The organism is Candidatus Poribacteria bacterium (genome assembly GCA_021295755.1).
Taxonomy (GTDB): Bacteria; Poribacteria; WGA-4E; order WGA-4E; family PCPOR2b; genus PCPOR2b.
In genome coordinates this window covers 5023-30070 of sequence record JAGWBT010000013.1, presented here as the reverse complement: position 1 = coordinate 30070, position 25048 = coordinate 5023, and the positions used below count along the sequence as shown (strand labels likewise).

Genomic DNA, 25048 nt, shown 5'->3' with positions numbered 1-25048 from the left:
TCGCTGCTCTCAGGAAATGATCTATGGCATATCTCATCGGTATCGATGTTGGAACAACAGGGGCGAAGACGATTCTTGTTGATGAAACCGGTCAACTGCACGCCAGCGCCCTAGAGGAATATCCGCTGTACACGCCTCAACCGAAATGGGCGGAACAAGCCCCGGAGGATTGGTGGCAGGCAACGGTGAAATCCATCCAAAGGGTGCTTGCCGAATCGCAGGTTTCGCCTAAAGAGGTCAAAGGATTAGGGCTGTCCGGTCAGATGCACGGTCTGGTGTTGATGGACAGGGGACACCGCGTCCTACGTCCGGCGATCCTATGGTGTGATGTGCGAACGACGGAGCAGTGCCACTACATCACGGAGACTGTCGGTGAGGATCTGCTGGTGCAGAGTACATGTAACCCTTCACTTGAGGGGTTTACCGCACCAAAAGTGATCTGGGTACGAGACAATGAGCCGGAGATTCTGGAAAAGACAGCCACAATGTTACTCCCTAAGGATTACGTCCGATTCCGCTTGACAGGCGAGATCGCCGCGGAGGTTTCCGATGCAGCGGGGACACTCCTATTTGATGTACGGAAACGGCGGTGGTCTGAGGAGGTGTTGCATAAGCTCGATATCGACCCATCACTTCTACCGCCTGTGTACGAGTCGGTCGATATCTGTGGAAAAATTACCGCTGAGGTCGCCGAACTGACCGGACTCCCGGCGGGGACTCCGGTCGTCGGAGGTGGGGCGGACAACGCCTGTAGCGCAGTTGGCAACGGGATTGTCAGTACGGGACGGGTTTCGGCAAGTATCGGAACGTCGGGAGCAATCGTCGCACATACCGATGAAGCCAAAGTGGACCCAAACCTACAGGCACACAGCTTCTGCCACTCTGCCCCGCACAAGTGGTATCTGATGGGTGTGGTACTTTCAGCCGGCGGTGCATTTCGTTGGTTTCGCGATAATTTGGGTGACTCAGAGGTTGCAGCTGCAAAAATCGAAGGCGTTGATTCATATCAGATTTTGACTCGACACGCAGCAGAAGCACCCGTTGGCAGCGAAGGCTTAATCTTTCTGCCCTACCTGACCGGCGAGCGCACACCACACGCGGATGCAAACGCCAAAGCGACCTTCTTCGGTATGACGTTGCGGCACGGCAAATCCCATCTAATTCGATCGGTAATGGAAGGCATCGCCTACGCCCTACGTGACTCGCTAGAGATTATCCGTGGGTTAGGAACGCCCATTGAGCGAATCTATGCCACAGGCGGTGGTGCACGGAGTTCACTCTGGCGACAGATTCAAGCCGATGTCTACGATGTTGAACTGGTGACGATTAACATCGCCGAAGGACCCGCATTTGGCGCAGCAATCCTCGCAGGTGTTGGAACGGGGATTTACGATAGCGTTGAGAGTGCAGCAGATGAAATTATCAAAATCACATCATCGACGCAGCCGAACGCTGATAGTGTAAGAGTTTATGAGGAATATTACCAGATTTATCGCGCGCTTTATCCCGCGCTCAAGCCACAGTTTGATCAGGTGACGGCACTAGTTTCGGGCGGAGAATATAATGAATAAACTCACACATTTTGACGAAAAAGGACATACCCGCATGGTTGATGTCACGCCGAAAGCGGAAACGCTACGGGTTGCAGTGGCATGTGGGCATGTATTGGCAAAACCGGAGACGCTTCAGTTAATCGCTGAACGGGGTTTTGCAAAAGGGGATGTCCTTGAAGTGGCTCGTCTTGCCGGCATCATGGCGACCAAGCGCACCGGAGATCTTATCCCCCTCTGTCATCCGCTCGAACTGACCTCCGTCAAAGTCGATCTGTTGATCAATGAAGCGGAACACCGCGTTGAAATTGAGGCGGAGGTTCAGACCGTTGGGCGAACAGGTGTTGAAATGGAAGCCTTGACCGCTGTTTCTGTTGCTAGTTTGACAGTCTATGACATGTGCAAATCGGTAGACAGGGAGATGGAAATCTCTGATATTCGATTGGTCAAAAAGACTGGTGGGAAAAGTGGAACATTTATTCGGGAGGAATTGGCATAATGAGACGGGTAGGCTTGATGAGGAGATTAATCCAAATCTCCGGCGTGAGATCGAACTTTGCAGCAATTTACGTTTGCCTGATTTTGAGCTGCATTCTGTTCATCACACTGGATACCCCTGCCGAAGATTACGCGCTTATTATTGGCGGTGTTGGGGGTGAAAAATCCTTTTACGATGAGTTTTGGAACGCGACCACACGAATGCGTGAACTGCTGGTGGAGGAGTACGGCTATGCACCGGAGCATATCACCTTCCTATTTGAAGATGGCGGAGAGGTGTCAGACTTAGTCGATGGGAAATCGACGAAGGCTGGGGTTGAAGCTGCCTTTGCTAACTTGCAAGCGCAGATACAGTCAGAGGATCGATTTCTCCTCTTCATGGTGGGGCATGCAACCAAAACCGGAGGCGGACTGAAATTCAACTCCCCCGGACGGGATATCCGAGATGTAGAATGGGCTACGCTCATCAATCAGATTCCCGCGGAGCAGATGGTTTTAATCTTCGGATTTCCCTACAGTGCGCGCCTCGTCTCTCAAGTGAGCAAGGAGGGACGAACAGTTATCACCGCTTGTTCAGCGCGTGAGGGCTACATGCGTTCAGGCTTTGGGAACATCTTCATCGATGCCTTTTCTGATCGCGCGGCTGATGCTGACGACAATGGAGCTATTTCACTGTTAGAAGCGTTTCTATACACCCAAAATCGGGTGAAAACGTGGTACACGAACGATGGCTCTGTTCAATCGGAGCATCCCCACCTTGACGATAACGGGGATGGGGTTGCCTCACGCACGGAGTTACCAAATGCCTCGGACGGCACCCTCGCTCAAAGAACTTACTTAGGAAAACGTCATTCAGCACTTGTTGACTCTGTATCCGCTGAACTGGAGTTAGACCGCCCCGCCAATGAATTTACGGAAGCATTTGATGAGGTCGATGAACCACAATCCCAACGCACTTCAATTTCTTATAATTTCATTTCAGGAGCGGATGAAGCCCAGATCAAAGGGTTACTCGCTGATGCACCAAAGGCAGATGATTATCCTGATAGCAGTGCGGTCGTGCTTTGGGAAGTAGAGGTGATGAACGTCAACGAAGACAGCAGCTACATCTATTCGACACGGCGGATTGTGAAAATCTTTAATGATATGGGCCATAAATTTGGTAAGGTTAGCATACCTTACACACGCGGAAACGATGACATCACGATTCATCACGCTCGAACACTCACCCCCGATGGTCGTGTGGTCGATCTCGATCAACGGAGCATCGTGAAAAATATCCCGCCACCGAGTGCGGTCGAAGCGGGGTTGTTTGTAGACGCGCGCCTCATGCATTTTTCAATGCCGGAGATGTCGGATGATTGTATCATTGACTATGCCTACTCGTCCAACAATCGGGGCCATCTGATGCAGGGCGAATTTTGGCATCAGGTCTACTTTCAAACCTCAGAGCCTGTGCGGCACTACCGTTTTACCATTCACGCGCCAAAAAAGAAGACGGTTTACTACCAGAGTAACAGTCCACAAGCGGTTGGATCCGAACCGACAATCACGGAGACCCGCTATACACGCACTTATACATTTGAAATGCGCGATGTCCCACCACTCCGCGAAGAGGCATTTATGCCAGCTGTCGAGGACCTTGCCTATAGCATCAATATTACGTCGCTTGACTCGTGGGATAAACTGATGGAATGGTACGGCACTCTCATCCGTGAGCAAGATTATTTGACGCCAGAAATCGAGCAGAAAACGAAGGCGTTGTTGAGGGGCGCATGGAGCCGAAAAGAGAAGATTAAACGGCTCTACGAATACGTTGCGACAAACATTGATTATGTCGGCATTGAACTCGGAATATGGGCAATAAAGCCGCACTCAGCGCCCGAAATCTTTAAGGAAGGCTATGGGGACTGCAAGGATAAAACGACCCTGCTCAGCACAATGCTATCGGCGGTGGGCATCCAGTCCTATCCGGTCCTGATTTCCGCGGGTGAGTCTAGTAAAGTTATCCGTGAGATTCCCTCGCTTTCGTACTTCAATCATATGATTCTCGCTGTGGAGGAAAACGACAACGGTGGACTCATCTGGCTAGATGCGACAGCGGAGACCTGCGCGTTTGGAGATCTCCCCGCCAGCGATCAGGATCGGTGGGCACTCATCGTCAACCCCGATTTTCTTATGAAGGAAAGGGGAGAGGTAGACCAAGGGAGGACCTCCACAGCCATTGAGGTCACCTCAAGTTCCGAGGAAATTGGTGGAATGCGGGAGCAATTATACCGATTTGCGAAAAGTCCAACCATCGAAGCAGCGGCAAATCTCAAAGGTGTTGAAACACGGATACAGGTAGAAGATGATCTATCAGTAAAGGTTACACAAACACTCACCGTAACTGGAGCGTTCAATACAAAACTACGAGGTCAATTGAAATATATCATTCCTGATGAACAATCAAAGTTTCTCCATGAATACATGGAACTTGATGACCGCGCGAAGTTAGAAAAAGTTTCAATCTCAAAACTCGATACTATGGAGGACGAATTGAAAATTGTCCTCACATGGTGGTGTGAGGATTATCTCTTTGCTATTGGTCAGCAGTATGTCCTCGAATTACCGCTTGTCAAGCATCCGTACGCTGCATTGCTCAGTGAAGAGAGCAGGACACACCCGGTTGTCCTCGGCAAAGCAATTACCTTTGAAGATGAGGTTACCGTTAATTTACCGTCTCTGTTTTCAGTGGATTCTGTGCCTGAGGACCGTGAGATCCACAACCGTGTCGGATCTATCCAACTCGAATATACAAAATCGAAACGAAAAATGGTGATGAAGCAGACACTCCGCTTCCATCGTCCAACAGTTTCCGTCAATGATATTCTCGACCTAAAGGCACTTGTTCGGCAGGCTTCAAACAAGGGAACCAAGCGGGTATTGTTAATCCAAAAATAAAGATAAATTTATAATTATAGTGGACCTTAGAATTAATGAGACACTCCAAACCGGTGCGGTTACAAACCGAACCTACCGGGGGGCGAAAGTGTTTATTTATTTTTTGAATTCACTATAGATTGCGGTAAAGAATCTTGTCTGTTTAGTTTTGGCGGTTGTGAGGAGAGAGATTGGTGAGGAAGAAGGATAACTATCAAATCCTTGGTGTCAGTCGGAATGCGACCCTCGACGAAATAAAGAAAGCCTATCGAAAAATTGCGATGCGATATCATCCGGACAAAAATCCGGGAGATAAACGGGCGGAAGAGAGATTCAAAGAAGCATCGATGGCTTATCAGGCATTGATCGAGCTCAATCCGCAGCATACCGATGATCAATCGTCAGGGCAGGATACGGGAGGTCAAGGGAATGGGGGATTTCGACGTGCTAGCGATAGCGACTCCAAAATTAATGACTTCTTTGATGGTCTATTTAGGTCCGGTCCGCAAACGAAACGAAAAACAAAAGCAAGACGAACGGTTAAAGCAAATGGAAGGCGGGGTTCCAACATAAGAACCGGTCTAACCCTCTCATTTACTGAAGCCATGTTGGGAACGGAGCGGTCCATCCGTATTCATCGCAACGAGGAGTGTGACAGTTGTAACGGTACAGGTGCACAAAAGGAATCGCCCGAATCAACTTGTCCTAATTGTATGGGGAACGGCGAGATTCTCGACCAGTTGCTGCGGGGTAACACAACGGAGAATAAACTGTGCGAGCGCTGCCGTGGAACAGGTGTCCTCATTCACCGTCCGTGCCAAACTTGTCACGGGACAGGTGCCACCCGCAAGGAGCGTTCTTTACTAGTGAAAACGCCTCAGGGGATTGAGAGTGGGAAATCATTACGTCTACCCGGTCAGGGGGAATGTGGTTTACGTGGAGGACCTTATGGCGACCTGTTTGTAGATGTTGTTGTCAAGTCACACCCGGTCCTACAGTGTGATGGGTATGATTTGCGATGTCAGGTTCCAGTTGGTTTTGCGACTGCGACTCTAGGTGGAGAGATCCACGTCCCGACGCTTACCGATCCTATTGTGTTGAACCTCCCACGAGGGACACAACCCAATCAGACGTTCAGGCTCATCGGGCGGGGGATAAAAAAATCTGAAAACGAGAACGGCGATCTCCTTGTCACTGTTGTTATTGAAATCCCTACTGCCCTAACGAGGCAACAGGAAAAGCTGCTGAAGAGGTATATCGAGTTAGAGAAAAAAATACCCTCACAGGAATCTTGACAAATTGATAGCTAGGATCGCTGTTTGGTTCATTGGTTCACTGGTTCATTAATGAACGAATGAACTAAAGTGAACAAATGAACACATGTACGAATGAACTCATCACGGTGGTATCTGGTCTCCCCCGGTCTGGCACCTCAATGCTGATGCAGATGCTAGATGCCGCTGGCTACCCGTGCCTGACTGACGGCGTACGGAGGGCGGATGCTGATAATCCGCGTGGGTATTTTGAATACGAGAAGGTGAAACAGCTTCGGCGAGATTGTGCATGGCTGCCCGAAGCGAAAGGCAAGGCAGTAAAAATCATCGTCCAGCTGATTCCGTTTCTGCCACTTCAATTCAGCTATCAAGTTATCTTCATGGAGCGTGACATCAGCGAAGTACTCGCCTCCCAGCGGGAGATGCTTCAGCGTCAGGGAAAAGATGGCGGCAATCTGTCCGATGCGCAGCTGCACCCTATCTTTGAACGTCAGGTCCTTGAGGTTAAGCGGCTGTTGAGTCAACGCAATATTCCGATGCTTGATGTGGCGTATTCGGATGCCCTTCAGTACCCAATGAAGATTGCAGAGCAGATTCGAGAATTTCTCAGTGAAGACCTAGATGTTTGCGCCATGGCTGCAGCGATTGATCCTAACCTCCATCGTCAGCGATGTGGGCAATAGCCATCAACACCGTTGGTATCGTCTTCTTCAATTCTCAGTTCTCGAAATTAGGAGAAAAAAATGCCTCCTACCACAACAAAACCGCTCACGCCTAAAGAGGCGCGGGTATGTGCCACCGGCTGGGATTTCAATCGTCCTGACCCATTTCCCGGACTCGGTGACTTCATCGGCTGGGCTGGGGGACTAGAGCGAATGCCCAATGGAAATCTGTTGCTCGCTCACTCCGCTGGTTACTGGCATGCCTCGTTTGCCTCACCGAGATTGTTTGAGCAAGAGACCCGCGAACGCTATGCCGATGAAGGTTGGCCCGTGGATTTTGTTGCGCCCACAGGTGGACGCTCAATGGGAGTCCATTCCACCGATGATGGTTGTACTTGGAGCAAACCTGTCGAACTGACAAACATTCCTTTAGATGACGGTCCCGTTACACTGTTTGTTTGCAAAGATAATACCGTGCTCTGTTTCATCAATGTGCAAGCATCCTGGTATGGATTTCCAGAGGCACCCCCGGCTTTCCGCAAAGACCTGAATGGATTGAATACTCAACAGTGCGTGATTAGATCGACTGATAGCGGAGCAACTTGGAGTGAACCGATTTGGTTAGACAGTCCCGGCTCATTTTACGAAAGGAGCCACGGTCAAGCGTTTCAACTCCCCGATGGAGGTATCCTCTGGCCCACCTACTGTTCAAATCAAAATGAGGATCATCTCTTTGGCGCGATTCGCCGCTCCGATGATGCTGGCCAGACATGGCGCACCGTCTCTACTATCCGTCGTGAAGATAAGGATGTGGACGAACCTGCCATCGCTCGTTTTGACGATGGACATCTTGTCATGGTGTCCCGACCCGATGGCGGTATCTTTTTCTCAGATGATGATGGTGTGAGTTGGTGCGAGTCTAGGCAAATCGTCGAAAGTGGGACAGTCAAAGCACCACGATTGTTCGTGCTAGACGATGGTACCCTTGTCTGTGTCGCAACCTACCAAGGCGGGCTATATGTCTTCTTGAGCCGGAACGGAGGCGTGGATTGGACACCAGAGATTCCCCTCGATGTATCTTGCTACGGCTACCCCGGCGGCCTCCAGATGGAGGATGGATCGCTGCTTATCTCGTATTGTGAAAGTGGTAAAGCCCCAAATCGTGTGTACGTAATTCGCTTCCAAGTCAACCCCACACGGGATGGTATAGAACTATTGGGCATTGGAAAACCCTCATAATAACTTCTGGTACGGGTTGGTGCGAGTATTGATTGCATTTATCTATTAGTGAACTGATACGCTAATGAACCAATGAACCAAAAAGGATTGGAGGTATGATTTGGACCTTGAGCAGAAAACAGAGTTAATTTCTGATGCTTTAGAGGAACTTTACGGCGCGCCCGAACCGGATATGGAAGAAAATGTCCTCGATTGTTTAATGCTTACCGTCTTGTCCCAGAACACAAACGATGTCAACCGTGATAAGGGATTCGCGATCCTCAAGGAACGCTTCCCTACGTGGGAAGAGGTGCTCAACGCTGATGTGGAGGAAATCGCGGACGCTATCAAGATTGCAGGGTTGAGCGGACAAAAAAGCCAAACCATCAAGAATTTCTTAACATGGCTCAAGGCCGAGTATGGTGAGCTAGATCTGGAATTCATCCGCGAGATGGACACCAAAGACGCAATACCACTGCTGTCTCAGCACAAGGGCATCGGGATCAAAACCGTATCCGTTACACTTGCCTTCGCTTGTGGGCGTGATGTGTTTCCTGTGGATACGCACGTCCTGCGGATCAGCAAACGGCTTGGATTCGTGCCATCAAATTGTACTGCGGAAAAAGCGCATGAATTGATGCCGCAAATCATCCCCGAAGGCAAAGCGTACCCGTTTCACATGAACCTTATTGCTTTTGGACGCCGGATCTGCAACGCACGCAAGCCGAAATGCGATCAGTGTCCCATCACGGCACATTGTCTCTATTATCGGGACGAGTTGTAGCTTGTGAAATGTGAAACGAATGGTTCGAGGACAGGTTCTTCTGAAGATTCCATCTGCTTCCGAGGTGATTGATTGCCGAATATAGAACATCATACTGTAATTATTGTGGGCGGGGGACCTGCTGGACTTCCGCTCGCTGTGGTGTTGGGAGGTTGGCACCCTTACTTTCGCGGAAGTCGTATGTTCAGCATGCGCTATCCACAGTTGGCTGCGGGGCTACAGCAAATCAAAGGCACCCTTCTGGGATTAGATTTCAAGGGGTTGTCCAGAAACGTCCCGCCCGTGGATCTCTTCCGACTCCTCCATCACCCCAGACAGTTGTTTGAAGAGCTCACACAGATCGCGATGGACTTTCGCCAAGAGCCCCCGATAGATTACCTACTCATTACTCAAGAGGAGGTCGGCGGGCTGTGGAACAATGTTCCCCAAAATCTCTTGACCCTCTCTCCAGGACAGTGGATGGAATTTGCGTTCTATCCGCTAGCCCTACATGTTGAAGAACAGGGGATTGACTTAAACGTCAACGATTTGATAATCAAGGGCGACCTACTGCGTTACTATCACAGCATTCCTGCCCGGTTTGGACAGACCGACCGCATCCATACCGGCGAAAAGGTCGTCCGTATTGAACCGCATGAACGCGGTTTTCTAGTCACGAGCAAGGATTTGGGGACGGAGACAACGCATCAATATACCGCCAAGTACCTCGTTTACGCCGTTGGGCAGCGGTGCATCCTTCGGCGGCTCGATGTGCCCGGGGAAGATCTTCCGTTTGTGGCGAAAAGCTACGATCGGCCGGAGGATTTCCCCGGTGAACGGGTGGTTGTCGTTGGTGGTGGTAGATCGGCGGATTGGGCGGCAACGGAACTTTACGATGCGGGCAAACAGGTCTACTATGTGATGCGCCAGCCCTTTGAGAATCATTGGCGATTAATCAGCGATAGCCGTTACGGGCTACCTTATTACGCCCGACTTGCAGAGATCATGGAAAGCCGAGATCCCCGTTTTCAGACGTTGTACCAAAGCCACATTTGCAAGGTTGAAGAAGGAACCTCCGCCGGCCTGGCGACAATAGACCGTCAGAGTGAAAAACAGATCATCGAAGCCGAGCATATTATCTTGGAGATTGGCGGTATCCCAGACTATTCTCCCTTTGAGGGATTTGAACCGCTGCCACAGGTCGAAAAATATGACAACTACCGTTTCCAGTTGGATCAGGTGATGACGCATCCGCATAACTACGAGGCGTTCAATATCCCGAATCTCTATATGGGCGGTTACCTCGCATCGGGCATTGGATTGGTGGTCATTGCCATGCACGGAACGACTTACGCGATTGCTGGGGATATCCTTCAAAAGGAAGGACTTATCAGTGAAACGTGATGCGCCTCTCCTATCGGGATCCACGGTCTCGTAAATCTTTCGGCCCGAAAGACAACGATACTGGGACGTGAAATGTAAATGGTCAGGGATTCATTAATGAATGAGTGAACCAATGAACTTCAAGGACTTAGGTTTCCGTACATAAAGGAGGTCTTGATGGCACGTATTGGCGTTATCGGTACAGGCGGCATGGGCGGTGCTCATTGCAATTCACTGCCTCAAGTTGAAAATTGTGAATTTGTCGGTGTTGCGGACCTTCGATTGGAAGCGGCACAAGCTATCGCAGAACAGCACCAAATCCGTGCGTTTCAAGATTACCGCGAACTGCTAGAGATCGTGGATGGTGTTGTAGTTGCGACGCCGCCGGTGGCACATGGGGAGGTTGTTGTTGCAGCAGCAGAGGCTGGTGTCCACGCCTTTTGCGAAAAACCCCTATCCCTCACCCTCAGCGATGCGGACGCAATGATTGACGCTTCAGACAAAGCGGGGACGCACCTGATGGTGGGACAGGTTCTCCGTTTCTACCCCGTGCATGTCCTCGGCAGACAGTTGATCGATGACGGTGAGATTGGGGATGTTACCTATATTGAAACGGATTATAGCGGTCCCTATCGAGGACCACGGGAACGCCCATCAACTTGGTACGGGAGTGTCGGTGGGCTGCTAGAGAACGGCATCCACAAATCTGATCTCATTAACTGGTATGGCGGGACCGCTCTAACGGTTGCGGCGGAAGTGGGCAGCTTTTCTGGACACGATGATTGGGAAGATTACACCGTCTCGCTCATTCGGTATGATACGAGGGCGGTGGGGATATTGCGATGGGGTGGGTTCATGGGCGCACGCGGCACAAACGAGACCATTATTGACGGATCGAAAGGCTCGCTACGGCTCGATATGGGAGCCGACATCGCATACCTCAAAAAAATCGGTGAATCGGAATGGCAAACGCTCACTCCTGACCGCACGGGACCTCACGGCGTCGTCGGTGAACTGACCCATTTTGTCGATTGTATCCGTGAGGATAAAACACCCCTGATTGATGGCAGAGGTGGGCGTCATGCTGTTGAGGTTGTCTTAGCGACCTACCGTTCAGCAAAGGAAAAGACTAAGGTTATCTTGCCTATGCAAGATTTGTAGGGAGGACATGGGGCAGGAGTACATCAATCGCTCCAGAAAAAGAAGAAGTCCCAGAAACTGGAGAACTTCCAGAAAAACAATAGAGACAGTATCCTACTTGGTTCCTCATTGTCGTTCTTTCGGACAATTTTTCTAACTGCTTGATATTGCTGTTCTCGCTCATCTTTTATCTTATTTTGCAGTTGCCGTTTTTCGGCGTCGGTGAGCTTTCTCATCGGAAGTCATCCCCTTTGGTTCTCCGGCTAGACAAGTAGGTGTACTCATTCGATACTCTAATTTAGGCGACAATGGCAGATTCGTCAAATTATCCTAGGAAAAATTATACCATAAAACTATCTATCGAACAATGCTCTCATTCTTGAAGAGGTTCAATATGGCTACAAACAGCAAACAAAATAGGCGTCCGAACATCCTCTGGATCTGTACAGACCAACAGCGTTACGACACAATTGGTGCGCTGGGAAACCAGTACGTCTCAACTCCGAACATTGATGGCTTAGTCGAGGAGGGGGTTACTTTTACCCACGCCTACTGCCAAAGCCCAATCTGCACACCTAGCCGGGGGAGTTTTCTCACAGGAATGTATCCGAGTGCGGTGCACGTCAACGGAAACGGCAACGAATACTTCCCAGATAGTCCGCCCCTTGTAACCCGCCTCCTCGCAGATGCTGGCTACGACTGTGGGTTGATTGGTAAGCTGCACCTCGCTAGTGCTCACCGTCGCATCGAACCCCGCGTGAACGATGGATACCAGTATTGGCAGTACAGCCACGCACCCCGTGACGACTGGGACACGGGACACGACTACGCAGACTGGGTGCGATTCAAAGGGCATATTCTGGGGGAATTGACCAAAAGCATTGACGGTGTGCCTGCCGAACTCCATCAAACCACATGGTGTGCGGAAAAGACGATTGAATTTATCCGACAAGAACGGGAAACACCGTGGCTGGCAAGTGTAAACATCTACGATCCTCACCCACCCTTCAATCCGCCCAAAACTTACAGGGATATGTTCAATCCGGCAGATATGCCAGGTCCCCTTTTCCGAGAGAGCGATCTGGAACAGCAGCGGAAGCTAGAAGCCGTAGATTTCCAGTCGAAGGGACGACCTCCAGAGGAATTGGATATCCGCAGCCCGATCGTGCCGCAGTCTCCGGGGACAGCTGAAGTAGCTTCAGCGGGCGGACGCGATGCCAAAACCTTGCAAGCGGCATATTATGCTATGATCAAGCTAATTGACGATGTGTTGGGGCGTATCTTGGAGACGTTGGACGAAACCGGACAGCGTGAGCGGACGGTGATTATCTTCACTAGTGATCATGGAGAAATGCTCGGCGATCACGGACTGATTCAGAAGGGGTGTCGTTTCTACGAAGGACTAGTCCGTGTGCCGCTCATCTTTTCTTTCCCTGGGCATTTTGAGCAGGGTTTGAGAAGCGATGCGTTGGTCGGGCTGCTGGACAAGACACCGACCTTGCTGGACTTAGCTGGCTTGGAAATCCCTGATCGTATGCAAGGCAGGTCGCTGCTGCCAATCCTCAAGGGAGAGGCTTCTCCCACTCATCACCGGGATTTCGTCCGCTGCGAATTCTATGATGCCTTAGATCAGCCGGACGGGACCTTTGCTACGATGTACCGCGATAGGCAGCATAAGCTGGTGATGTACCACGGTCACCCGCACGGCGAGCTTTACGATCTTGAAACGGATCCGGGGGAGTTTGAAAACCTGTGGGATACGTCGAGCGCGCAAAGCCTCAAGGTGGACTTAATGAAACGAAGTTATGATGCTTCGATGCTGGCGATGGATCGAGGCCCTCGACGAATTGGACCGATGTAATAAAACGTTTGAGTTGAAAACTTACCGCAGAGGCGCGGAGAACGCAGAGCAAACGAGAAAGCGGGTGAGCGGGGAAGTGAGGGAGCGAGCATTCACTACCTCACAGACTCACACACACGCTCCCTCATAATCCCTCTGTGACCTCTGCGTCTCTGCGGTCAATTTTATCCCGGGAAAAGGAGTAAAATTTATGTCTGATTCCAATAGTCGTCAGCCCAATGTAATCTTTATTTTGACTGATGATCAGGGACCTTGGGCGGCAGGCTGCTGTGGAAACGATGAAGTTCGCACACCAAACATGGATCGACTTGCGGAAACAGGTGTTCGCTTCGAAAACTTTTTCTGTACCTCTCCCGTCTGTTCGCCAGCACGCGCTAGCCTGATGACCGGGCGGATTCCGTCAGCGCACGGCGTGCACGACTGGATTCGAGATGGAAATATGCCACCGACCTCCGCGAAGTATCTTGAAGGCTTGACGTGCTACACCGATGTGCTCGGTGCCAACGGCTACACCGTTGGACTCAGTGGGAAATGGCATCTTGGCGATAGTATGACCCCACAGCACGGCTTCAGCCACTGGTTTGCGATGCCACTCGGTGGTAGTAAGTATAATGACGCGGAGATGATTCGGGATGGGGTTGTAGAGGTGCAGCCCGGCTACGTTACCGATATCATCACAGACGACGCTTTGCAGTTTATTGAGGGTAACAAAGATCAACCGTTCTATCTCAGCGTCCACTATAACGCGCCTCATACGCCGTTCGACGGACACCCACAGGATATTGTGGATTCTTACGACGATTGTCCATTCAAAACCTGTCCCCAAGAAGCGGCACACCCGTGGGCGATTCCCGGCGCTCGGATACATCTAGGAAACAGGGAATCGTTGAAGGGTTACTTTGCAGCGATTACAGCGATGGATCTAAACGTTGGTCGCATTCTGGAGAAGCTTGAAGGGCTTGGCTTGCGGGAAGATACTCTGATCGTCTTCAGCAGCGACAATGGCTATTCCTGTGGGCATCACGGCTTTTGGCATAAAGGGAACGGCACCTTCCCGCTGAATATGTACGAGAACTCGGTCAAAGTTCCCTTTATTATGAGCCACCCCGGCGGTATTCCACTAGGACGCGTTACGGAAGCGATGGCGAGTCAATACGATTTTATGCCCACTCTGCTTGATTACCTCGGCTTGGAGATGCCAGCGGATCCATTGCGCCCCGGACGAAGTTTCCAACCGGCGTTGCTCGGTGAAACAAACGATGCACAGGATGAAGTGGTTATCTTTGACGAATATGGTCCTGTCCGGATGATTCGGACGCAGGAATGGAAATATGTCCACCGCTATCCTTATGGTCCCCATGAACTCTATGATCTGGTGAATGACCCAGACGAACGAAAAAACCTTGTGGACGAGAAAGCGAAGAGTGCACTGATGAAGGAGATGCGTCAACAACTCGCTTCTTGGTTCAGCCGATATGTCCTGCCGGAGCTTGACGGGACACGGTTCCAAGTCACAGGTTTGGGGCATGCCGCCAAAATCGAATCGGGTTCCTGTGGCGAAGGTGCTTTCCATCCGCTACCAGAGGACTGGCACGAGGTCCGACAACGGCAATTCCAGCGTAGGTAGCGCACTGATTAAGGTGTGTTAGACGTTTGACAACGCGTAAGTCGGGCATCTTGGTAGACCCTCTCGTTGGGTCCAATACCGGCAGATAACCTGTAGGTCGAGATTCATTCTCGACGCCCAAATGTCAGCTGATTTGAGCCGATTGGAGAGGATCTATGGTTATAAAAGACTCCGTTTCAACTGAAACTTCAGCCGTGAAAAGTGGGCTCACACCCCAGCAGATCCAGCAGCTCAAGGATGACGGCTTTCTGATTATCCGCAATCTGCTTCCACGCGAAGCGATTCAACCATTGATCGATGAACTGGCGCAGCGAGTCGATGAAGCAACGGACGAAGCGGTAAAGCAGGGGGTACTCGGTCCGGATAACACATTTGGTGATGCCCCCTTTGAAACTCGCCTGGCGCAGGTGTGCAAAGCCTGCACCGAACCGGATTGGGTCTGGCATCACTACTTTTCCAGTCAAAAGCCGATGAGTGCTGGGATGTTTGTGCTAAGAACAGTTCCTGCACTGCTAGATGTCGCTGAATCGTTGATGGGGCCCGAAATTCTAGCACACCCACAATTCAGCTGCCGCGCCAAACTGCCGGACCAGGATCTAACAGTCATCCCTTGGCATCAGGATCTCGCGTACTTGAGACCGGAGGAAGCGGGGGATACATTGGTTGCCAATTTCTGGATTCCACTTGTGGATGCCACAGTCACTAACGGGTGTATGGAGGTGATGCGGGGCTCGCATCGTCTGGGGTTGTTGCCACATAGCCGTCTCATATCGACACCGGGTCATAAGGGCGGAAAAGGTATCGCTGACTCCAATCTGCCGCCTTGCGAGGTTGTGGCAGGGGAAGTTGATGTGGGCGATGTCCTGATGACGACGGAGCGGTTGGTGCATCGGTCAGTTCCGAACCGATCGGATACCGTTAGGTGGAGCGTCGATACGCGGTACAACCAAATCGGGCTTCCAACGGGGCGTGAGAACGTTCCCGGCTTTATCGCCCGCAGCCACAAGCATCCGGAACGCGTAGCACAATCGCATCACGACTGGAATCGACTTTTTGAGGATTGAATTTCAAAGCCTGTACAACAATACGAAAACTGCGCTTGCGTGTCCATAGTAGAACACAAACTTATAGCATTATAGCCAACCGCAGAGACACAGAGGTCACAGAGACTGTTTTGGGTTTATTAATGAACTAATACACCAATTACGCAAGGAGATCGCAATGGAAAACAGAACAGCTGAAGATGTCACAGTTTCACTAGAGGAGAGTTATCGAGCGCGCACCCCACGGTCGCAGGAACTCTTTGAGCGGGCACGAAAGACGATGCCCGGTGGGGCAAAAGGTGCATACTTTCATCAGCCGTATCCCCTCACAATGGCGCGGGGCGAGGGGTGCTATCTGTATGATGTCGAAGGGCAGCGATATGTGGATTTTGCAAATCATCACACGGCACAGGTGTTGGGTCATAACCATCCCGCGGTCATAGATGCTATCCAGGAACAGATGGCGAATGGCATTGCGCTAGGTGCACCGGTTGGCATCGAGGCAGAATTGTGCGAGGAGATGTGCCGCCGAGTGACCTCCCTAGACCGAATCCGATTCTGCAACTCCGGCACCGAAGCGACGTTACATGCCATACGACTGGCGCGTGGCGTCAGTGGACGGGCTAAAATCGCCAAGTTTGAGGGTGGTTATCACGGCAGCCACGATGTCGTCGAAATTAGTTCTGCTCCGTCCTTGGACAAAGTGGGATCTGAAACGGCTCCCAATTCTGTTCCCTCAGCAGGCGGGATGTCTCCACATGCGGCAGAGGAGGTGGTTGTCCTTCCCTTCAACGATGAAGTCTCGGTCGAACGCCTTATCACGCAGCATCGTGATGAGTTAGCGTGCATTATTTTCGATACCAAAGCGGGCATCGTGCCGCAGCGTAAAGAGTTCGTGCAGTTCGTCGGGGAGATAGCACGGAAGAACGACCTACTCTTTATTTTGGACGAAATTGTCGGCTTCCGAGTGGGAACAGGCGGATTGCAGGAATACTACGGCGTTACACCTGACTTAACCGCTTATGGCAAGGTTGTCGGCGGGGGTTTCCCTGTCGGTGCATTTGGTGGACGAGCGGATATTATGGACTTGCTAGACGGCACGCGCGGCAGCACAGGTTTCTTCCAAAGCGGCACATTCAGCGCGCATCCCATCACTATGGCAGCTGGTTTGGCGACCTTGAAACAGCTCACCCCTGAAGCTTTCAACCATTTGAACGGATTGGCTGACCGGCTACGCATAGGACTGAACGAGCTGTTCGCCCGTGAAAATATCGCAGCGAAAGCGGTGAACACCGGCTCCGTGTTTAGCATTCACTTTACTAGCGAAGACCTTGTCAACTATCGTAACCTCGCCCGCACCGACAAGGCGATGGCACATCGCGTTTTCCTCGCGCTGTTGGCAGAAGGTTATTTCTTGAGTCATGGATTGTCCATGAACGCGATCTCGCTGCCGACTGAGACTCGCCATGTGGACGGGTTGATAGAGGCAGTGGGACGCGCTATAAAATAATCGCAGTGAGCGACAGGAGGAAGTTATTATGTCTAATACTGATACCTATGCCTACGATCTCCACCTCCGCGCCGGGCGTGTTGTCTGCCCTGCGACTGGACTGGAGGGTCCGGGCGGAGTCGCCGTTCGCGGCGATCGCATTGTCGCTGTCGGTGATCAGATTGATGGATCTGCGCGGGAGACGCTGGATTTCCCTGATGCCATGCTACTGCCGGGATTAGTGGATATGCACGCCCACCCCGCACGTGAAGGCTCGAAGTACGGTGTCGATCCCGATGTTCACTTCCTCCCCCGTGGAGTGACGACCGTGCTTTCTCAAGGGGATGCGGGTGCCGGCAATTGGTCTCAATACCGGGAGTCAATCATCGAAGGCGCGCGGACACGTGTCCGATTAGCTATCAATCTCTCCGTTACCGGGGAATCGATCCCGACGAGTGGCTGTTTCGAGAATCTGGGCGATGTGGATGTGGACGCCTGTGTCGCAGCGATCGAAGATAGGGGTGAGGCAATCTGGGGCATTGCTGCCAATATAGCCAAATCCTGTGCCGGTGATAACGATCCCCGCGAGATTCTGAACCGTGCATTGGCAGCTGGCAACCAGACAAACCGTCCGCTGCTCTTCGGTACGCGACGAGAGCCAGATTTTCCTTTTGAAGAGCAGTTGGAACTATTACGTCCCGGAGATGTAATCACTTACTGCTTTCAGAGCAATATGGATTGTCTCGTAGAGGACGGACGTATCAAGGATGAAGTTTGGGAGGCTCGCGAGAAAGGGATACTGTTCGATATCGGGCACGGCATGAACTCATTCCACTTTGATGTGGCGGAGGTAGCAATCGCAAACGGATTTCTTCCGGACACTATCTCGACAGACCAGTATATTCGGCATGTGGATAGCAACCCACAACATGATCTACCCCGTACCCTTTCTAAGCTGCTCGCCGCCGGCATGACCGAAGCAGACGCCCTAGCGCGGGTAACGGTACGTCCCGCAGAATTTCTTGGGCTGTCCGGAGAGGTTGGAACGTTGGCACCCGGTGCCTGTGCAGACCTTGCTGTGTTGCGTTTCAATCAAGATGCGCTGCCACTACAAGATGTCAAAGGTCTGGAGCGGCCCGGAGGTTGTTGGGAGCCGATCCTCACTGTGCGGGCAGGAGAAGTTGTCCGCGCCTAGGCGACCGCTTAAAGCGCCTTCAGTTCAGTCCGTAGGTTGGGTTGAAAGGTTAAACGTCAACCCCTATCAAAAACTTTTATCATAAGAGTCGTCTTTTGTACCACAATCTGTATGAAGTTTAAGTATTTAAATCGGTAATCCCGATTTTCCTCGAAACATACGGTAGGCGCGGTTTGAAACCGCGCTGGTGTCGATAGCAAATTACAGAATTATTTTCTTAAACTTCATACAGTTTGCGCTACTTATGTCAGATTACCCAATGATTACAGCGTTTGCCGAATTAGCAACATCAAAATGTCAATACGCCCCAGTTAGCCGTCAAATCAAAGTGGAGGTGGAAGCCAAGCCATGGGACCGAAAGATAGGGTTCGCTTTGTCAAAAACGTGATGATTCCGACCTCAGATGGCGTGCAGTTAGCGATGGATATGCACGTTCCCGACAGTGATGATTGGGAACAGACGCCGCGTCCACTGATCCTCGAATACATCCCATATCGCAAAGATGACACCGCTCCGTATTCAGGTTATCATAACTACTTTGCACAGCACGGGTTCATCGGGGCGCGGTTGGACTGTCGCGGTACGGGCAGCAGCGAGGGGATCAACACGGATGAATACACGCCACGTGAACAGCAAGATGGCGTTGAAGCGATTGAATGGCTTGCGGCGCAGCCGTGGTGCAGCGGAAAGATTGCAATGTTTGGGGCATCGTATGGTGGTTTTACTTCTGTACAGATCGCTGCACACCGTCCACCGCACCTCACGACCATTATCCCCATGTACTTCACCGATGACCGTTATGCCGACGATTGTCACTATCGCGGCGGCGCCCTGCGCTGCTACTACGATATCGGAGCGTATGGCTGTTCGATGATTGGCATGAACGCGATGCCACCGTATCCCGAATACAGCGGCGAGGATTGGGCGCGAATCTGGGAAGAACACCTCGCACACAATACCCCTTATCTACTCAAATGGCTGGAGAATCAGACCGATGGTGAATATTGGCGTCCCGGTAGTTTGCGCGGCCGATACGACCAGATCCAGTGTTCGGTTTTCATGATTGGTGGCTGGCGAGACGGCTATCCAAACCCACCGTTGCGAACGTTTAGAAATCTCACTGTGCCCAAAAAAGTCCTCATCGGGCCTTGGAACCACGCGCACCCCAATGAAGCTATCCCCGGACCACGCATTGACCACCTGCGCGAAGTCGTCCGTTGGTGCGACTATTGGCTCAAGGGCGAGGACAACGGCGTGATGGATGAGCCTCCGGTTTGCGTCTATATGCAGACCTACGATGAACCGCGTGTGGATCGAACCGAAACACGCGGATACTGGCGTGTAGAAGAAGCGTTCCCCCTGGATTCGAGCGAATCGCTGACCTATTGGCTTGGCAACGACGATCAACTCTGTCCTCAGCCACCGGATCAAGGGCTGCGTTTCGACAGCTATACTTACCGTCCAACTGTCGGGGTCACAGGCGGATTGTGGAGTGGCGGTGTTCCCTTCGGATTGCCGACAGATCAACGTCCTGATGAAATTCATTCACTAAACTACACAGCGAAGCCGCTTGATGAACCTTTGGAAATTATCGGCAGGCCGCAAGTTGCACTGAATGTCAGTTCCACGGCACCTGTGATGGCGTTCGTTGCGAAATTGTGCGATGTTGCCCCCGATGGAACGAGTGCATTGGTCTGTAGCGGTGTGTTGAACGCGACGCGCCGCGAATCCCTCACCAATCCGGTACCACTGAATTCTAGCGAGATTTACGAAATCGAGATCAATCTCGACTGCACCGCTTGGCGTTTTGAAACAGGACACCGCATTCGTCTTTCTATATGTAGCGCAGATTTCCCAAACCTCTGGCCCACCCCGTATCCGGGGATTAACCACGTTTATCGCGACTCCAAGCACTCATCGTGTTTGGAGTTACCCATTGTTCCAGTGAGAGTGGCAAAGAAAGGAGAATTACCGGCCAGTGAAGCACAGTTTGAACCCTTACACATGGGGATCAACGTCTATCGTCTCTCGCCTGATGTGCGTCCGTGGGAGATTGTCTACGACATTCTTGGCGACCGAACCGGACTACGAACCCGTACACATGGCACGAGTCTCGTGAATTCGGGGACGAAAGTGGAAACCGATGCACAACTTGAAGTATGGGCGCATAATCGGGATCCCGCCGATGTTACAGCGTTGGGGAAACATCATCGCCGCATCGTGCACAACGATGGCGAAATCACCGTTGACACTTGCTGCCATTTTCGAAGCACCGAAACAGCGTTTCACGTTACGATTGACCTGCATATCGCTGTCAACGGCTTGCCTCACCATCAACAGCGGTGGGTACGAACCTTTCCCCGCGCCTTGCTGTGAAATTCTTTAAGGGTGCTGGAGTTTTTAGAATTGCCGCAGATTTGTGGATGTAGTAAAATAGAGCCTCCCGAATTACAGGTTAGGTTATAATATGAAACCGTTACTGGATTTTTAGGATTCTTTTTTTATCCATTGAATCAATAAACTAAAAGGAGCTACTAATTATGGATCTTACACGACAGCCACCACGGCGTGCATCAAACCTTAGCCTCGCCGGCATTGTCGGCGCAGCACGAATGACCGACAAAGCCAGAGCGCATAACAACGGAACAACCGGCGAGTACCTCTATGGAGAAAATTCCGGCCTAGACGCTAAAGTTCTCGGACTTCTGGGAATTTCTGGCGATGACTTTGCCAAAGCCGCTGGTGAGCATGATGACGAAGCCTTGCAGGCGTGGGTGCTTGAAAATTCGAGCGTCACGCAGGCGGACATTGATGAATTTAATCAGCGGGAATTGAGTCTTGAGCCACCGAATGAGCAATACAAGCAAATGCTGAGGGATCGACTTTCACAACGGTACTTCAATCGATGGAACTAGATGATTGGGGTAGTTTCTGGCAGGTTGACTTGACGGTCGGACCACCACGCAGTCCCCACGCTAAAGATGTCGCAGACTGCCATGGTGTCGCACGGATGGCAGATAAGGCACGCGCAGCACGCGCCGAAAAAATCGGAGAATATAAGTACGGCGAGGATTCTGGACAGGATAGACGTATCTTGGAGTTTCTCGGTGTATCTGCGGAGGACTTCCAAGAAGCTGCGGTCAACAACCCCAACGACGTTGAAATCGGGGACTGGGTGCTTGAACAAAGTGGCAAAGGGGCAGACGAAATCGCAGCGTTCAACGAACGCATGGCAAATTGGGGTCCTGAAGATGAGTCGTCAAGAGCCTATTTTGAACAGCGTCGTCAAGAAGTAGCTCCAACTCGTACGGACATTAAGACGTGGGCAGCTCTTCAAGACGTTGACGACAAACTCAGTTTCGAGTAGGACGGAGATTGAGCATATTGAGGACTGTTCCGGTTTTGTCATCGACAAGCACGGTTCCTAGATTCCCCCAACCGTGATTGTAGTAACTGACAAACCACGCAAACCCTTGAAACGAGGCGTATCCGTGCACACTTGTATGCGCTTTTAGGTGTTCTTGTAGACGTGTATCTCTATTAGCGATCTCCAACGCCTGTGTGGACGTTAATTTCGGGGCAGGGCTGATGGCTTTATGGGATAAATCCCTTAACACAGCTTCTGCTTCGATGGGGAGCGTTTTGGGTTTGCCCTCAGCGATTTTACGCAACAGGGCTGCCCGCTGACGATGCGTGTCTCGAACCTTTTTATACTGAGTGACACAGTCCTTTCCTACCTTTGAGAGGTGATTTTCCCCGCGGTGGGAAATTGCCTCTCCTCCCACACCCTCTCCGACTGTATCACGATCCGGAGCGATCTCCTGAAAATAGACGACTGTTATCTCGTTGTACTGATTGGCACACATCTCCGCTGCATCGGCTTCGAGATTTAGGACAGCGACATAATCCCCCTTCTTTTTAAAAATCTCCTGTTCTACTTTGAAGAAACTGGGGTAGATACCGTAATGGTAGAACCGATTTGGATAGATCTGTACCCACGTTGAAACAAACTGCATAATTTTCTCGCGTTCTGCCTCAAGTTCGGGTAAAGTTCCCTCCGTTTCCAATCTTTCCCGATATGCCTTCGCAGCCTTCAGATGGTATTTTCGCCGCTTCTTTATGTCTGCCAACTGTCCACGACTCCGGCCTGCCAGTGTGTGTTTTCCATGATGCACGTAGTACCGAGTTTGGATTTCCGTCATCGGAATAGAGATGATTTTCAAACAGTCTGCAGCTGCTTGGTGCCATAAGGCTGCTTTGACGAAATTTCCCTCCCGTTCATACCGTTGGATCATGGCCTTAGCGTTGGCGGTGCCTTCACGAACGGCATGGCTGAATTCGATTTGCCAAATCAACAGCCAAAGAAGGATGAGGGAATAGATTGCCTTCATAGATGAACCCTATACATTGCGCTCCTCTGAAGCGCGGGAGTTGGACATATCGCTGTTCTATAAACATATCGCTCCTCTGGAGCGAAAGAAAGAGCACTTCAACGCGTAGGTTGGGTTGAACGGAATCTCTATGAAGAATACCAAACATTAGAGTTGAATTGCAAGGTTCGATTCTGCTTGAAATCTCCGATAGTGAAACCCAACAGTTGATAATCAGTAGGTGTGTTGGATTGGGTGTTGGGTTTCACTTTATCTCTGCTATAAGACGGTGCTATTGAAAACCAGCTCCTCTATTGATATAGATTTGCTTTTAACCGTTCAACCCAACCTACAACTTACGTTTTACGCATCACGTTTCACTTTCCATATTTGAACCGTGCAATCGCGCCTTTACGCCGAATGCCAGCGAGTGCCTTTTCCGTGATCTCAAAGGGGATTCCTACACCTTGATTTTTAACCGTCCATTTGACCGCAGCGACAATTTTACTGATTGTCGCCGGTGACTTTCCGTTTTGATACAACTCCGTGATATAAGTTGCAAATAGGTTATCGCTCAGAGAACGTCCATCCAACCATTTTTCCAACTGTTGCATTGCACGCTGATATGTCTCGACAGTGCTCGGTGCAATGCTAGCGTTGACTAACTCCTCCGTTTCGTCTCTGATAACGACTTGATTCCAGGTTGATGCATTCATAATTTTTTCTCCATTCTGAGTCCATAAGTTTCTTACTCTTCTTAGGATTTACGCACTTCAGTTCTAAGAGCAGATAGGGACGCAGATTTTCGCAAATAAAAAGAGAAAAGTTCATGTTAAGAAAGCGTGCAACAGCAACCGAATCTTCGTAGGGGTTGGGTGACCCAACCCTTACGGACTGCGGGTGGGGAGACCCCGCCCCTACGATTTCGATTCGCGTTTTGCACTTTCTTTTTATATGAGCCAAGAGAAAAAGGATGGAAATCTGTGTTCAACCACGTTTATCGGTCCCATCTGAATCTTTAAATTCTAATGGGATGGCCTTCATCGGGTACTTGCGGCGATACATCGTCGAACTATAGGTATTTGAGTGTTCAGTTGTATAAGTCCTATAAGGGTTAAAAAATGTAAAAGGCGTGTATTTCTATCACCTGTTCGCAGTTCGCTCTGGACTCTTGGTGCCTCACCGGAGGGACTATTCCGCCACGCGGCGGATGGTAATCGTCAAGTAGAATCGCAAAACTGCACGATTTCTTAACATGAGCGATTGGGTTTTTCCTATCCTCTACCCGCTGCGTGGAATCTCTCGATCGAACCTAGCCGGTAACAATCTGGTTTTTCCTTGAGATTCAAGCCAACCTATGCTATACTCTCATTTAATGGGAGGTAACTATGAATACCAATTCTGAGACAGCTGACCTCCGAGAAGTTGTTCAGCAAACGGTCGAAATGGTCCATCAGAATGCTAGAGATAATGCGTATTTGCGCGGCGCATTCGAGCAGATGAACCAACGCTTTGATAACTTGGTTCAATCTATCGATCAACGCTTTGAGCAGGTGAATCAACGCTTTGAGCAGATGGATAAACGTTTTGAGCAAGTGGATAAACGTTTTGAGCAGATGGATAAACGTATTGACGACCTAATCCAACTTTTCAATTACCGCTTTGAGCAGGTAGACAAACGCTTTGAGCAGCTGGAGAGACGTTTTGAAGCAATTGAGGCACGGGTTTCTGGCGTTGAGGGGCAACTCAACACGCAGCTGAGATGGATTATTGGGTTAATGGCCCCCATATATCTAGCCCTCATCGCTCTGGTTGTCAAGGTGTTTCTTGGTTCATAGGAAGGCAATGCAGAAAGGGAACAAAAATGGCTATCTTTTTACACACGCGCGTTAGAGTGAGCGATCTCGATCAATCGATAAAATGGTATTGCGACCACTTAGGTTTTGTTGTGAGAAGTCGAAGCGATAGATCACCGGCAGGCAACCAGATTGTCCATCTTGAACTTCCGGGCAACGTACCGACGCTGGAGTTGACCTATTCACCCGATTATGAA

The 25048-nt window shown here is 50.7% G+C and carries 22 protein-coding genes; 19 read left to right on the top strand and 3 right to left on the bottom strand.

Annotated elements, in window-relative coordinates; all coding sequences use genetic code 11:
- The first annotated feature begins 23 nt into the window (after positions 1–23).
- From xylB to J4G02_03030, 9 genes are all read left to right on the top strand, one after another.
- Positions 24–1571, top strand: coding sequence for a xylulokinase (xylB, locus tag J4G02_03070; protein ID MCE2393576.1), 1548 nt, complete (start codon positions 24–26; stop codon positions 1569–1571).
- On the top strand, positions 1564–2049 hold the full coding sequence (gene moaC / locus J4G02_03065) for a cyclic pyranopterin monophosphate synthase MoaC (protein MCE2393575.1): 486 nt from the start codon (positions 1564–1566) through the stop codon (positions 2047–2049). Before xylB ends, moaC begins: the two co-directional genes overlap by 8 nt.
- Complete coding sequence (locus tag J4G02_03060; protein ID MCE2393574.1) at positions 2049–4991, top strand: DUF3857 and transglutaminase domain-containing protein; 2943 nt, start codon at positions 2049–2051, stop codon at positions 4989–4991. Before moaC ends, J4G02_03060 begins: the two co-directional genes overlap by 1 nt.
- 173 nt (positions 4992–5164) lie before the next feature.
- A complete protein-coding gene (locus tag J4G02_03055) occupies positions 5165–6265 on the top strand; it encodes a J domain-containing protein (protein ID MCE2393573.1) in 1101 nt (366 codons plus the stop codon).
- A 77-nt stretch (positions 6266–6342) separates the two neighbouring features.
- The gene (locus tag J4G02_03050; protein ID MCE2393572.1) at positions 6343–6927 is read left to right on the top strand and encodes a sulfotransferase family protein; all 585 of its coding nucleotides are present in this window, start codon (positions 6343–6345) and stop codon (positions 6925–6927) included.
- Between the two features lie 60 nt (positions 6928–6987).
- On the top strand, positions 6988–8145 hold the full coding sequence (locus J4G02_03045) for an exo-alpha-sialidase (GenBank protein MCE2393571.1): 1158 nt from the start codon (positions 6988–6990) through the stop codon (positions 8143–8145).
- A gap of 100 nt (positions 8146–8245) precedes the next feature.
- Positions 8246–8908: an endonuclease III gene (locus J4G02_03040; GenBank protein MCE2393570.1), complete on the top strand. Its 663-nt coding sequence runs from the start codon at positions 8246–8248 to the stop codon at positions 8906–8908.
- 72 nt (positions 8909–8980) lie between these two features.
- Positions 8981–10291 (top strand): NAD(P)-binding domain-containing protein, encoded by a 1311-nt coding sequence (locus tag J4G02_03035; GenBank protein MCE2393569.1) that lies wholly within the window; start codon positions 8981–8983, stop codon positions 10289–10291.
- Between the two features lie 156 nt (positions 10292–10447).
- On the top strand, positions 10448–11431 hold the full coding sequence (locus J4G02_03030; GenBank protein ID MCE2393568.1) for a Gfo/Idh/MocA family oxidoreductase: 984 nt from the start codon (positions 10448–10450) through the stop codon (positions 11429–11431).
- Positions 11432–11454: 23 nt separating this feature from the next.
- Here the strand turns inward: J4G02_03030 and J4G02_03025 are convergent, their stop codons facing one another.
- Complete coding sequence (locus J4G02_03025) at positions 11455–11646, bottom strand: hypothetical protein (protein MCE2393567.1); 192 nt, start codon at positions 11644–11646, stop codon at positions 11455–11457.
- 158 nt (positions 11647–11804) lie between these two features.
- Between J4G02_03025 and J4G02_03020 the strand changes: the two genes are divergently transcribed.
- The 8 genes from J4G02_03020 (at position 11805) to J4G02_02985 (ending at position 21992) form a co-directional block, all read left to right on the top strand.
- Positions 11805–13271 (top strand): sulfatase-like hydrolase/transferase, encoded by a 1467-nt coding sequence (locus J4G02_03020; protein MCE2393566.1) that lies wholly within the window; start codon positions 11805–11807, stop codon positions 13269–13271.
- 190 nt (positions 13272–13461) lie between these two features.
- A complete protein-coding gene (locus J4G02_03015; GenBank protein ID MCE2393565.1) occupies positions 13462–14898 on the top strand; it encodes a sulfatase-like hydrolase/transferase in 1437 nt (478 codons plus the stop codon).
- Between the two features lie 155 nt (positions 14899–15053).
- On the top strand, positions 15054–15962 hold the full coding sequence (locus tag J4G02_03010) for a phytanoyl-CoA dioxygenase family protein (GenBank protein ID MCE2393564.1): 909 nt from the start codon (positions 15054–15056) through the stop codon (positions 15960–15962).
- A gap of 157 nt (positions 15963–16119) precedes the next feature.
- Positions 16120–17451 carry an aspartate aminotransferase family protein gene (locus J4G02_03005; GenBank protein ID MCE2393563.1) on the top strand — a complete coding sequence of 444 codons (1332 nt, stop codon included), beginning with the start codon at positions 16120–16122 and terminating at the stop codon, positions 17449–17451.
- A gap of 28 nt (positions 17452–17479) precedes the next feature.
- Positions 17480–18625 carry an amidohydrolase family protein gene (locus J4G02_03000; protein ID MCE2393562.1) on the top strand — a complete coding sequence of 382 codons (1146 nt, stop codon included), beginning with the start codon at positions 17480–17482 and terminating at the stop codon, positions 18623–18625.
- A 348-nt stretch (positions 18626–18973) separates the two neighbouring features.
- Positions 18974–21001 (top strand): CocE/NonD family hydrolase, encoded by a 2028-nt coding sequence (locus tag J4G02_02995; GenBank protein ID MCE2393561.1) that lies wholly within the window; start codon positions 18974–18976, stop codon positions 20999–21001.
- 164 nt (positions 21002–21165) lie between these two features.
- Complete coding sequence (locus tag J4G02_02990) at positions 21166–21540, top strand: DUF5069 domain-containing protein (protein ID MCE2393560.1); 375 nt, start codon at positions 21166–21168, stop codon at positions 21538–21540.
- Entirely contained in the window at positions 21531–21992 is a 462-nt protein-coding gene (locus J4G02_02985; GenBank protein MCE2393559.1) for a DUF5069 domain-containing protein, read from the top strand. Before J4G02_02990 ends, J4G02_02985 begins: the two co-directional genes overlap by 10 nt.
- Here J4G02_02985 and J4G02_02980 read toward each other — a convergent pair.
- Positions 21979–23016, bottom strand: a complete 1038-nt coding sequence (locus tag J4G02_02980) for a hypothetical protein (protein MCE2393558.1) — start codon at positions 23014–23016, stop codon at positions 21979–21981. The genes J4G02_02985 and J4G02_02980 overlap by 14 nt on opposite strands.
- 356 nt (positions 23017–23372) lie before the next feature.
- Complete coding sequence (locus J4G02_02975; GenBank protein ID MCE2393557.1) at positions 23373–23711, bottom strand: site-specific integrase; 339 nt, start codon at positions 23709–23711, stop codon at positions 23373–23375.
- 672 nt (positions 23712–24383) lie between these two features.
- Between J4G02_02975 and J4G02_02970 the strand changes: the two genes are divergently transcribed.
- Together J4G02_02970 and J4G02_02965 are read left to right on the top strand one after the other, a co-directional pair.
- Positions 24384–24833, top strand: a complete 450-nt coding sequence (locus J4G02_02970) for a hypothetical protein (GenBank protein ID MCE2393556.1) — start codon at positions 24384–24386, stop codon at positions 24831–24833.
- Between the two features lie 26 nt (positions 24834–24859).
- Positions 24860–25048 (top strand): VOC family protein (locus J4G02_02965; GenBank protein ID MCE2393555.1); only part of this gene is annotated, 189 nt, incomplete at its 3' end.